The 10,787-nt window shown below is 64.1% G+C and carries 21 protein-coding genes; all 21 read left to right on the top strand.

What is annotated here, in order from left to right:
- Nucleotides 1–310, top strand: a 310-nt coding sequence (locus ACGLHR_RS25255) for a hypothetical protein (protein WP_400096814.1), incomplete at its 5' end; no start/stop codon positions are given.
- Between the two features lie 245 nt (nt 311–555).
- Nucleotides 556–942, top strand: coding sequence for a hypothetical protein (locus ACGLHR_RS25250; protein ID WP_400096813.1), 387 nt, complete (start codon nt 556–558; stop codon nt 940–942).
- Between the two features lie 2 nt (nt 943–944).
- The gene (locus ACGLHR_RS25245) at nt 945–1,706 is read left to right on the top strand and encodes a hypothetical protein (protein WP_400096812.1); all 762 of its coding nucleotides are present in this window, start codon (nt 945–947) and stop codon (nt 1,704–1,706) included.
- Nucleotides 1,600–2,874, top strand: a complete 1,275-nt coding sequence (locus ACGLHR_RS25240) for a DNA cytosine methyltransferase (protein ID WP_400096811.1) — start codon at nt 1,600–1,602, stop codon at nt 2,872–2,874. The genes ACGLHR_RS25245 and ACGLHR_RS25240 overlap by 107 nt, the downstream gene beginning before the upstream one ends.
- On the top strand, nt 2,868–3,308 hold the full coding sequence (locus ACGLHR_RS25235; protein WP_400096810.1) for a hypothetical protein: 441 nt from the start codon (nt 2,868–2,870) through the stop codon (nt 3,306–3,308). Before ACGLHR_RS25240 ends, ACGLHR_RS25235 begins: the two co-directional genes overlap by 7 nt.
- Nucleotides 3,305–4,237, top strand: a complete 933-nt coding sequence (locus tag ACGLHR_RS25230) for a DUF1376 domain-containing protein (protein WP_400096809.1) — start codon at nt 3,305–3,307, stop codon at nt 4,235–4,237. The genes ACGLHR_RS25235 and ACGLHR_RS25230 overlap by 4 nt, the downstream gene beginning before the upstream one ends.
- On the top strand, nt 4,234–4,887 hold the full coding sequence (locus tag ACGLHR_RS25225) for a DUF6475 domain-containing protein (RefSeq protein ID WP_400096808.1): 654 nt from the start codon (nt 4,234–4,236) through the stop codon (nt 4,885–4,887). The genes ACGLHR_RS25230 and ACGLHR_RS25225 overlap by 4 nt, the downstream gene beginning before the upstream one ends.
- Nucleotides 4,884–5,081, top strand: coding sequence for a hypothetical protein (locus ACGLHR_RS25220; protein WP_400096807.1), 198 nt, complete (start codon nt 4,884–4,886; stop codon nt 5,079–5,081). Before ACGLHR_RS25225 ends, ACGLHR_RS25220 begins: the two co-directional genes overlap by 4 nt.
- Complete coding sequence (locus ACGLHR_RS25215; protein ID WP_400096806.1) at nt 5,078–5,320, top strand: hypothetical protein; 243 nt, start codon at nt 5,078–5,080, stop codon at nt 5,318–5,320. Before ACGLHR_RS25220 ends, ACGLHR_RS25215 begins: the two co-directional genes overlap by 4 nt.
- Nucleotides 5,317–5,469 (top strand): hypothetical protein, encoded by a 153-nt coding sequence (locus ACGLHR_RS25210; RefSeq protein ID WP_400096805.1) that lies wholly within the window; start codon nt 5,317–5,319, stop codon nt 5,467–5,469. Before ACGLHR_RS25215 ends, ACGLHR_RS25210 begins: the two co-directional genes overlap by 4 nt.
- Entirely contained in the window at nt 5,466–5,909 is a 444-nt protein-coding gene (locus tag ACGLHR_RS25205) for a hypothetical protein (protein WP_400096804.1), read from the top strand. Before ACGLHR_RS25210 ends, ACGLHR_RS25205 begins: the two co-directional genes overlap by 4 nt.
- Nucleotides 5,909–6,421 carry a hypothetical protein gene (locus ACGLHR_RS25200; protein ID WP_400096803.1) on the top strand — a complete coding sequence of 171 codons (513 nt, stop codon included), beginning with the start codon at nt 5,909–5,911 and terminating at the stop codon, nt 6,419–6,421. The genes ACGLHR_RS25205 and ACGLHR_RS25200 overlap by 1 nt, the downstream gene beginning before the upstream one ends.
- A 126-nt stretch (nt 6,422–6,547) precedes the next feature.
- The gene (locus ACGLHR_RS25195; RefSeq protein ID WP_400096802.1) at nt 6,548–6,892 is read left to right on the top strand and encodes a hypothetical protein; all 345 of its coding nucleotides are present in this window, start codon (nt 6,548–6,550) and stop codon (nt 6,890–6,892) included.
- Entirely contained in the window at nt 6,889–7,098 is a 210-nt protein-coding gene (locus ACGLHR_RS25190; protein WP_400096801.1) for a hypothetical protein, read from the top strand. Before ACGLHR_RS25195 ends, ACGLHR_RS25190 begins: the two co-directional genes overlap by 4 nt.
- Before the next feature lie 232 nt (nt 7,099–7,330).
- Nucleotides 7,331–7,654 (top strand): phage protein NinX family protein, encoded by a 324-nt coding sequence (locus ACGLHR_RS25185; RefSeq protein ID WP_400096800.1) that lies wholly within the window; start codon nt 7,331–7,333, stop codon nt 7,652–7,654.
- A complete protein-coding gene (locus tag ACGLHR_RS25180) occupies nt 7,651–8,067 on the top strand; it encodes a hypothetical protein (RefSeq protein ID WP_400096799.1) in 417 nt (138 codons plus the stop codon). The genes ACGLHR_RS25185 and ACGLHR_RS25180 overlap by 4 nt, the downstream gene beginning before the upstream one ends.
- Nucleotides 8,068–8,094: 27 nt before the next feature.
- The gene (locus ACGLHR_RS25175; protein WP_400096798.1) at nt 8,095–8,424 is read left to right on the top strand and encodes a hypothetical protein; all 330 of its coding nucleotides are present in this window, start codon (nt 8,095–8,097) and stop codon (nt 8,422–8,424) included.
- 85 nt (nt 8,425–8,509) lie between these two features.
- Entirely contained in the window at nt 8,510–8,740 is a 231-nt protein-coding gene (locus ACGLHR_RS25170) for a hypothetical protein (protein ID WP_400096797.1), read from the top strand.
- A gap of 29 nt (nt 8,741–8,769) precedes the next feature.
- Nucleotides 8,770–8,946 carry a hypothetical protein gene (locus ACGLHR_RS25165; protein ID WP_400096796.1) on the top strand — a complete coding sequence of 59 codons (177 nt, stop codon included), beginning with the start codon at nt 8,770–8,772 and terminating at the stop codon, nt 8,944–8,946.
- A gap of 6 nt (nt 8,947–8,952) precedes the next feature.
- The gene (locus ACGLHR_RS25160; RefSeq protein ID WP_400096795.1) at nt 8,953–9,414 is read left to right on the top strand and encodes a hypothetical protein; all 462 of its coding nucleotides are present in this window, start codon (nt 8,953–8,955) and stop codon (nt 9,412–9,414) included.
- A 632-nt stretch (nt 9,415–10,046) separates the two neighbouring features.
- A complete protein-coding gene (locus ACGLHR_RS25155; RefSeq protein ID WP_400096794.1) occupies nt 10,047–10,679 on the top strand; it encodes a response regulator in 633 nt (210 codons plus the stop codon).
- The last annotated feature ends 108 nt before the right edge of the window (nt 10,680–10,787 follow it).

Genomic DNA, 10,787 nt, shown 5'->3' with positions numbered 1-10,787 from the left:
CGACCCTGGAAGCCGCGCCAGTGCTAGGGGCGACGGTCAGAAATGCCGAAAATCGGGCTCAAACTGTCGAACTCGGGTGAGCGACGCCGCAGCGATCCTGGGCATGCCCAAGTCGCACCTCTCCAACATCTTGAGCGGCAAGAAATATCTGCCGTTCGACTTCCGCATCAAGTTCCAGGCGCTCTGTGGCAACTGGGCAATTCGTCAGTACGAAGACGCTGTGTGTGGCTTCCGCTCGGTGGCCGAGACGCAAGAGCAGCGCCGCATACGTGAATTGGAATCGCAGATCGAGGCAATGAAAGCTGCCTGACCGCAGAGCGCCAATTCTGGCTCCGCGTGAGCAAGTTGTTTAGTGGGAAACCCCGGGGGAATCATGGAACAGATCAGGTCGCGTCAAGCGATTCGAGAAGAAGGCGCCCGCGCTGCGCGCGAGGGCAAGCGGGGCAGCAGCAACCCGTACACAGAAGGCACTGAGGCACGCGAGGAATGGGATCGCGGCTTCATTCTTGCCCACCGCACCGTCCATTCTCGTGCAGCGATGGCGAGGGCGGCAGCATGAACATCTACCGCCACCAGTTCATCTGCGCTTGCCCAGCCAACGGCAAGCCCATCGCCTTCGACCTGGAAATCAAGTCGACGAAGATGATCCACGTCGAGCACATCACGACGGCTGCTGCGGTCCATGGCGCCGCGTATCACGAAGAGCTCGCCGATTTCCTGCAAGAGAGCCTGGGTGGGCACCAAGAACTGAAGGCCCACCACCACGGCGTCGACATCGTGACCTACCGCGGTTCGGTCGAGCCCCCCAGCCGTTCTGCGGCTAAGCCAGCGGTAGCGCATATCAGCGCCGCCCATCTGCGCATTCTGCAGTCCGGCGTCGCCGTGGTTACGCATGTCAGTCCCACGCCGAGAGATGGCGACGTTGCCCTGATGGTGGTTTAGCCATGATCCACTATCACGGCACTCCCATCACGCCGACCACGGCCGCCACGAAGGCGGTCTTCGCTGGTCACGCGTTCGTCTCGTTTCGCTACCCTGAGCAATTGGGCATCGTGCTGGACGTCGCGCAGTCGTTCGCCGTAGACAACGGCGCATTCTCGGCCTGGCGCTCGGGCGCGCCGATCACTGACTGGGAACCGTATTACGAGTGGGTGGCAGAACTACACCGCTATCCATCGTACGACTTCGCTGTGATCCCGGACATCATCGACGGCGACGAGGCCGCAAACGATGAGCTGCTGGCCGAGTGGCCGTGGCGCGAGCGCGCGCCCGGCGTCGGAGCGCCGGTCTGGCACCTGCATGAAAGCCTCGATCGTCTGGAGCGCATGGCGTTGGCCTGGCCGCGTGTCTGCCTTGGCAGCTCGGGCGAGTTCGCGCGGGTTGGCGCGCCGGCATGGTGGACCCGCATGGCCGAAGCCATGGACGTGGTCTGCGACAAGAGCGGCCGGCCAGTGTGCAAGTTGCACGGGCTGCGCATGCTCGATCCCGAAGTCTTCAGCCGCTTCCCGTTTGCCAGCGCCGACAGCACGAACATCGCGCAGAACGTGGGTATCGATAGCGCATGGCGCGGCACCTATACGCCGGCCAGCAAAGAGTCTCGTGCGCAGGTCATGCGCGAGCGGATCGAGTCACGACAGTCGTTGGTCTTCTGGGATCGCCGTGCTCATCCTATCCAGGCCGGTTTGTTCATGGGAGCGGCAGCGTGAACCCCCTCCAAATCTGGCTTTTTGCCTCCTACTGCATCTGGCGCGACTGTATATCTGGCGCCTGGTTGGCGCCGCCACCGCGCGCGCGGAAGGCGAAGACCGCATCGTGAGCCGCGCCTACTACAACGAGATCGAACCATACGCAGCACAGTGGCTGCGCAACCTGATCGCCGCCGGTCACATCGTGCCGGGCGACGTTGACGAAAGGGATTTACGGGATGTTCGACCAGACGACCTTCGTGGATACAGGCAGTGCCACTTCTTTGCCGGCGTGGGAGTCTGGTCGCACGCGCTCAGGCGCGCCGGCTGGGCCGACGATCGACCTGTTTGGACTGGTTCCTGTCCGTGCCAACCTTTCTCCGCGGCAGGCGCAGGACTTGGCTTTGCTGACGAGCGGCACCTCTGGCCGGCCTGGTACCACCTCATCAGCGAGTGCCGCCCTCCAATCATCCTTGGAGAGCAAGTTGCGAGCTCGGCTGTCGACCCTTGGATCGACCTTGTACACGATGACGTGGAAGCCGTGGATTACGCCTTCGGGGCGCAGCCGTTCCCGGCTGCGGGCGTCGGTGCGCCGCACATCCGCGACCGACTTTATTGGGTGGCCCGCACCGACAGCAGCGCGCGACTGGCACAGCGCAAGCGGCTCGCCGGAGTTCCTGGCGGGCAGGCTGGAGCAGACGCGGGGCAAGCCGTTGAGCGAGCAAGCCTTTGCGATGCTTTCTGGCTGGCCGACGCCGGTGGCCAGTCCAGCGAACGGAGAGCCGGAGGCCTTCCTCGAGCGGAAGCGCCGATCGATCGCGCGCGGATCGAGCATGGGCGTATCACTGACCGATATTCAGATGGTGGCCAAGTTGGCGGGTTGGCCTACACCGCTGCTCCAGGACTCGGAATCGTCGGGGGGCGAGGGATCGCTGGCTCGAGGAACGCGCGGGCATACGCTGACGTCGATCACCAAGGACTTGCAGCCGGCCCGACTAACGGCCTCTGGCGAGATGCTGACTGGCTCCTCTGCCGAGATGGAAAGTGGCGGCCAGTTGAACCCGGCACATTCCCGCTGGCTCATGGGACTACCTCGCGAGTGGGACGACTGCGCGCCTACGGAAACGCCATCAATGCTGAAGCGGCGCGCGTCTTCATCGAAGAAGTAATGGAGTGCCTGCCATGCTGACCCGCAGCACGACACCCATGAAGCGTGGCGCGCCGCTCCAGCGCCGCACGCCGTTCAGGTCCACCACCTGGTTGAGGCAGACGGCCGGCTTGGTGCCCAGCCCCTTCAAGAAGAAGAGGCCCAAGCGCCGGCCGATCGCGCAGCGCCGCTTCACCGAGGCTTGCCGCGATGAGCCCTGCTATCTGCTGATCCCTGGCGCACCAGATCACAAGAACGTAGTGCCGTGCCACTCCAATCAGTTGATGCATGGCAAGGGCATGCTCATCAAGGCAGATGACGAGAAGACCGTGCCGGGCTGCGGCTGGTGCCACCACCAGATCGACCAAGGCAACCGCCTTTCCAGGGAAGAGCGCCGCGTCTACTGGGAGGACGCCTACCTGCGTTGGGTGCCCGCGCGCGCCGTCAAACTGGCGGGGCAGGGAGGGCGCAATTGACCGCACCCGAACCGCTCACGCCTGCCGATTGCGACCTGAAAGACTTCGCCTTCATGCCGCTAGACGTCTCGCGCCTGCGTGACTCGGAACTTGCTTCGAACGAGACACCGGAGGCCTGCTGGGCCGCGGTGCTGCTCTGGTCGGCTTCGTGGCACCAGGTGCCGGCCGCCTCCATGCCGAATGACGAGATGTGGATTGCGACGCAAGCCCGGTACGCGATCCGCGGAAAGATCGACAAGGCGTGGAAGGACGTCCGCCCGGGCGCGCTGCGCGGCTGGATCGAATGCAGCGATGGGCGTCTGTACCACCCCGTCGTGGCGGAGAAGGCGCGCGACGCGTGGAAGGCCAAGCTGGAGCAGCGCTGGCGCACCGAGTGCGGCCGCATCAAGAAGCACAACGACCGGCACGAGGGTGCCAACGTTCCGAAGCCCACCTTCGAAGAGTGGATGTCGCTTGGTTGTCCCCAGGGACATCCGTTGTTTGTCCCTAGGGACACCGGCGGAAATCCGGAGGACAAGACTGGGGACAACGCCTCCAAGAGACAGGGAGAGGGACAGGGACAGGGAGACCCTACTACTTCCGTTCCTGACGGAACGGGCGGCATGCCGCCGGTCAAGTCCCCCGATCAGATGACCAAGGACGAGCTCTGGGCTGCGGGCAAGTCGCTCTTGGCCCAGGCTGGTACCCCCGAGAAACAATGCGGCTCGATTGTCGGGAAGCTGGTCGCGGACTACACCCCCGAGATCGTCATCGAGGCGGTTCGTGCCGCGGTGATCGAGCGGCCAGCAGACCCGATTGCCTACCTCAAGGCCTGCTGCCAACACGCCGCCGGCCAACGTAAGGCCCCGAACAAGCAAGAGGCCCTTGAGGCCAACAACCGCGCGGTGGCCGACCGGCTGGCCGCAGAACTCGCAGGAGCAGAGCAATGACCCCGCAAGATGCAGGCCGCTTCACGACCCTGGTATCCAACGTCTACGCCTTCTACCGCCAGGACTTCTCCGAGTTCGCCGGCAAAGTCTGGTGGAGCGCGATGCTGCCGTTCGACATCGACGCGGTGCAGGAGGCTTTCAATCGGCATTGCGTCAACCCGGACGCCGGCCAGTACCTGCCCAAGCCGGCTGACGTGGTGCGCATGCTGCAGGGATCGACGCAGGATTCCGCGCTGTTGGCCTGGGCGAAGGTGGACCGCGCCGTCCGCACGGTGGGCACGTACCGCTCAGTGGTCTTCGACGATGCGCTGATCCATCGCGTGATCACGGAGATGGGCGGCTGGATCGAGCTGGGTCGGAAGACCGAGAAGGAATGGCCGTTCCAGGGTAACGAGTTCGTGAACCGCTACCGCGGCTACCGCATGCGCAGCGAGACCCCGGAATTCCCGCCGCACCTGATCGGCATGACCGAAGCGCAGAACGCGAAAGCTGGGTTCACCTTCGAGGCGCCCCTGCTGTTGGGTGACGCCGCCAAGGCCGCGAATGTGCGCGCGTGCGGCTCTGACGTGCCGCTGCTGAACGTCACGACCGTGGCGCAACTGGCGGCGAACTCGGTGCCGAGCCTGCCGGACGTGCGGAGGCAGGCATGAGCAAAGTCCTATTCAGCGACACCGACCGCCTGGAGTTCCTGATGGACGAGGGCTGCATCGTCAACTACAAGCCGTATGCGCTGCCTGGTGGCGGCTATCGGCTGGAGTGCCCGGACAACGGCTGGGTGCAGGAGGCATGGCACCCCAGCCACCGCGCCGCGATCGACGCAGAAATACGGAGCCGGAAGCCATGACCGTCCATTGCATCAACTGCCGTCACTTCACCATGAAGCCCCGCAAGGGCCCTGCGGCAGCCCATCTCACAGCAAGCGATATTGCCCACGCCAGAGTGGGCATGGGCCGCTGCGAGAAGGAAACACTAACGCTGCGCTGGATCGCGGCAGGGAGCGAGCCGGACTGCGACAGGCACACGCCGATCAGCGAGGAACAGACGGCAAAGCGCCGGGAATGGATAGGGAGAAACGTGAAATGAATTCAGTTCTGCTGTGGGTCTGCGTGATCGGCTCCGCGCTGGTCTATGTGGCCTTTGCGATTGTGATCGCACCTCTGGCCCCAGCGGCATGGGCGCTCAAGCGTGCAATCCGTGGGCTGGAGTGGGTGCGGGATGGGGGTTGGGCATGAGCAACATGCTCCGCTGGTCGCCGGAACAACTGGCCGCGCACCAGGCGCGCCAGCCCAAGCATACGGCGCCGGCCGGGAAGAAGGCTGACCCGCTCGCGCGCTTCCATGCCTTAGGCCGCCTGCCCAAGGACCAGATGAACAAGACCGAGCGCGCGTATGCCGCGCTGCTGGACGAAGAGAAGCGCCAGGGCCTGGTGATCGACTGGAAGTTCCACCCCATGCGAGTCCGGCTGGCCGACAACACGTTCTATGAAGTCGACTTCTTGGTCCTCCACAGCGACATGAGCCTAGCCATCCACGAGACGAAGGGCGGCTTTGTAACGGCACACGGGCAGATGAAGATCAAGTTGTGCGCGGAGGTCCTGCCGTTCTTCCGCATGGTGAAGGCAACCAAGCTGGCTGCGAAGCTGGGCGGCGGCTGGAAACGGGAGGAATACTGATGGCCGGGAACAAAAAGCCGCGCAAGGCTCGCCGGCAGCGCGAGGTCCGCCGCGACATCACCGAGCTGCTCTTCGACGGCGACCAGCCGCTGGCCGACCACAAGCGCGCCAGCCTGCTGCTCGCCGTGCACGCCAGCGCCGCCTCCCTCATGAAGGGAGGTGCGCCGCGCATCGTCTGGCACGACATCACCAACGCCCTGAACATCGCGCAGATTCTTTGCGAGAAGGCCAGCAACTCGGAAGTGGGGTTGGAAGTCATCTTTGCCGCCCAGAACGCCATGATTGCCGTCGGCGAGCGCTGCCATGCTGTTGGCCGGCTCGGCGTCTCGGGCGATGAGATGCGCTCGATCAATGATGGCATCGCCCTCTACGAGCAGCTTCTGGAGACGGTCACCAAGCGCCAATACACCCGAGCAATCGAGGAAGGCATTCGCCGGCTTGAGGCTGGAGACGTGGTGAAGCTGCAGTGCGCGGGCACGCCGCGCATGACAACAACCCATCTAGCCGCTTAACGGAGGCTCCATGCGTATCAAGTTTCGCGGATTGAACCCGCTTCGTTGGGGGTTTGGCTACTGGCGCGCGCCGCGCGGCGCTGCTGTGCTCGAGCTTGGCCCGGTCGACCTTTACCTGAATGTGAGATGACAGACCTGGATCTGATTGAGGCAGCCGCCCGTGCCGCGGGCTACGAGGTGCGCCGGTACCGCGTCCGGGAGCTCGAAATGGTCCACATCGGCGTGGGCGACCAGTGGGCACTGTTCGATCCGCGACGCAGCGACATCGACGCGTTCCGTCTGCAGGTTGACTGCCGCCTCTCCGTCACCGTGGGCGAGACGGCGGTGGCAGTGACGGCTTTCACCGGTGGGGATGGTGCGCTGATCCTCACTGAAGAGGTCGGGGAGGGCCGCGCGGCAGCCACCCGCATGGCGATCACGCGTGCGGCAGAGGCTTTGCACTACTACCGAATCGCGGAGGGCGGGGTTTGAGCACGGCAGAACGAAATGCCGCCATCTACCGCATGGTGGTGATCGAGGGCAAGTCGCTGGCGGTCCCGGCGGCAGCCTTCAACATCAGCCGGAACCGAGCCATGCAAATTGCATGCAAGGTGGCCGGTACACGCACGCTGACGGACGCGCGCGAGAGTGTCCGGGAACTCGTGAAGGCGTGGGAGTTGTACATCGCCAGCCGGTAGCTGGGATGCGCTCCAAGATTTGCGCTTTGGTCTATAACAAAAACGCTGAGCGACACGCCGCACTGCCTGGGCTCTGCCGGTGAGCGTTGACTAGGGTGCACATCGTTCATGGGGAATTCTTCCCGGCCCGCTTGGCCGCGGGGCTGCGCAACCTCAGGCATGGCTCTCAGCTTTTGCATGGCCATGCTGACGGTGAGGGACGCCTGAAGTAAACGAGACAAGGGGAACTGCCATGAAGGTATCTGAGATAGATGGACCGCTACTGGATTACTGGGTGGCGAAGGCTGCATGGGGCGAGGCCAAAATCGTTGACGGAGATGTGTTGGGCGGAGCTGGGTCCGAGTGGGTTGGTCGGACATTCTCGCCAACAACAATCTGGGCGCAGGCCGGCCCTCTCATAGAAAAGGAACGGATCAAACTACTGCCGCCAGAGGCTGAAAGGCTTGTATGGCTTGCGGAGGTTGGGCAGGCGCAAGGGCTCGACGCATCACCGCTGATCGCCGCCATGCGCGCTTACGTGGCCAGCAAGTACGGCGAGGAAGTGCCGGCAGAATGACCGAGACCTACCGGGAATTCACCCTGCGCGGCCGCGCGGACTGGCAGGAGGTCGTGGCAACAGTAAAGGCCGCCGCCCCGACCAAGGCCAGAGACGGCCGGCCGCTACGGGTGATCCTGGTGGACGAGGGTGAAGACCGCCTGGAAGAGCAGGTGAAGTTCTACTTCTCGGCTGTGATCAAGCCCATCGCCGCGCAGGTATGGCTGGATGGCCGGCGCTTCAGCGAGAAAGCCTGGCACGAGCAATTAAAGGGCATGTTCCTGCCGCCGCACGAGATGCGCATGCCGGACGGGACTGTGCAGTTGGTGCCGCCCTCGATCGCGCGGGGCGAGATCACGGTCGGCGCAATGGGGGAATTCATCAAGAAGGTCGAGGCTCACACTGCTACGACCTACGGAGTGGTATTCGATTGATGTGGTGCTCAATTCGGGGGAATTGGGATGGGAGCGTATGCAAGGCGGTATGCCGCCGCGGTCGCGGCTGGGCAATTGGGGTTTGCGTTCCACTTCGAGGTGGAGCGCGCGAAGACGCATCGGGGCAAAGTACTCGAGGTGCTGGCCAGCGCCGATGGCCTTCTGACCGGCCAGGAAGTCGCCCTGCGTGCGGGCCTCTCATACAAGCAGGCCTTGAACGCCCTGATGGTGTTGCATGAAGAGCGCCGCATCTCGCGCGCCGGACGCAAGTTCACGGCCCGCTGGGGGCGGGTGAAAACGAACACCGGACACGATGGGCTGGAATCGTTCTTCCGCAGCCTCGTACCACACACCTAGAATTGCTGTCCAGCCCCTAGGATTGCCGGTTTCGCCAAGTAGCGCATCTGCGCCGGCCAGATGTCGGCATTCCCCTGGAGCAATCATGACCGTTCGCGCAAAACTGCAACTGCAAAGCGTTACTAGCCACGCCTGGAGCGGCGACGCCAAGACCCTGAAATTCGGCGTGCAATACGACTCGACCATCCCGGAAGACCAGAAGTTCTGCAAGGCCACGCCGAGCGGCTCGATCGAGATCCAGGTCGACAACCCGGCGGCCGTCGCGCAGTTCGAGCTCGGCAAGTCCTACTACGTCGACTTCACGCCGGCGCAGTAAATCCGAAGATCATCTGCTAAGGGCAGATCATGAGCACTCGCGCATCCCATACCCGACGGAAAGCTCCCCCGGTATCCCTCCGGGTAGGGATGCGCGGCTGCACCTTCGCCGCCCTTGGCATCATCCTGAGCCTGTGGACCCTGGCGCTGTCGGCCATGGTGCAGGCTTCGGCGCCAGCAGCGCGCCCCAGCCAGACGCAGGGATAGCGCCAGATGGAGCGGGCGAACGGCACCCTCGAGGACGTAGCAGCCGAGATTGGCTACACCGCCACCTCGCGTCTGGTCGCCTGGTTCGGCGGCGCTAACCTCTATGTGCCCGCTACCGCAACAGAAGACCACGCGGTAGCCCGACTGATCGGCCTGCCCGCATTCCGCCGCCTGGTGTCTGAATACGGCGGTACCACGCTGTCGGTCCCCGGTGGACATCTGGAAGAGATGGACCGGCGAGACCGCCTGATCGCTGAAAGGCTGGGCTGTGGCGCCGGCCCGCGCGAAATCGCCGCTGAGTTCGGCATCACCGAACGCCGAGTGCAGCAGCTGCGCACCAGGATAGAGCAGACGGGTTTGATCCTGCTGCTCCTACGCACGCAAGCCCGCAGTCCACGAGGCACAGCCAAGGCTGCCCGCCGCGCGCCAGTCAGCCAACCGGCACAGCTGCTGCTGCCTCTCTCCTGATGCCCGAGGCCTGCTTGACACGGCCTTCCACCGCTCCACCCCATTGCTCCGCAGGCCATCTCTGCATGGCTGCCTATATAGATAGAGCGTAGTGCCGCCCAGCTATCCACCCCAGCCACGCCACTCACACCCGCTCGATCAATGTGACACTGCCTTGCTCGTGCCTGCGCAAGGGTGGGGCGGCTGCGCCCTCGGTCCATCGGCATGCTGCGGCGCAGCGATCCGCTGTGTGCGGGCCGCCTGGCCGGGAGTGTCTTGGACGCCAAGATGGGCGCCGATGCCGACGCTGCCACGCAAGTCGACCACCAAGACCGGGAAGCACAGCAGCCACGCCAAGAGCAAGAAGGGCGAGGCTTCGACCGACACCAGTGCAAATGCCGGTGCCGACAGACCAAGCTCCAGCAAGCGCTGGAAGCGCGCCAGCCCGGGACGGCAGGCGCCTGGCTTGCCGCCATCCGGTGCGCGGATGGGCTGGAACGCAGGGACGGCTCGAACCCGTCCCTTTTTTTATGTGCGCGCGGCCTGCGCGTGCGTGTCACTTCTACACCGACAACCGCGCGGCTTTGTAAGCACTACAATGCATTAACCGGCCCCTCCTGAGAGCTGGGGCATCCATGCCCAGGGAGACCTCCATGATTCGCGTTTTGATCGCTGATGATCACCAGATCGTGCGCGCTGGGCTGCGCCAGTTCATTGCCGACGAACCCGATATCCGGGTGGAAGGGGAAGCTGCCAGCGGCGACGAAGTGATGACGCGCCTGCGCGAGATGGAGTTCGATGTCGTGGTGCTCGATATCTCGATGCCCGACCGCAACGGCATCGAGGTGCTCAAGCTGCTGCGCCAGCGTCATCCCAACCTTCCCGTATTGATCCTTTCCATGTATCCGGAAAGCCTGTACGCCATCAACCTGATCCGCGCCGGCGCCTCCGGCTACCTGACCAAGGAAAGCGCGCCCGACGACCTGGTCAGGGCGATCCGCACCGTGGCCCAGGGCCGGCGCTATGTCGGCCCGACGGTGGCGGACCTGCTTATCGGCGGGCTGGACAAGCCCACCGACCAGCCCCTGCACCAGACCTTGTCCAAGCGTGAGTTCCAGATCTTCTGCAAGCTCTCGCGCGGCCAGTCGGTCTCGGTGATCGCCGAGGAACTGTTCCTGAGCGTCAAGACGGTAAGCACCTATCGCGCGCGCCTCCTCGAAAAGATGGGCATGAAGACCAATGCCGACCTGACCTACTACGCGATCAAGAACGGCCTGGTGGAGTAGGCGGCGCAAGCGCGGCGGGCGCGGGGGACCCTGACGTGGGCGGGTAACGTGCGGGGCCGAAGAGGCGCGGTCTTCGAGAGTTTTTCGCATTTTCAATCTTGAATCGGT

Origin of the sequence: Cupriavidus sp. CuC1, assembly GCF_044627735.1 — a bacterium.
Lineage (GTDB): Bacteria > Pseudomonadota > Gammaproteobacteria > Burkholderiales > Burkholderiaceae > Cupriavidus > Cupriavidus ulmosensis.
The sequence above is the reverse complement of the archived record's forward strand: the minus strand, read 5'-3'. Positions and strand labels throughout refer to the sequence as shown.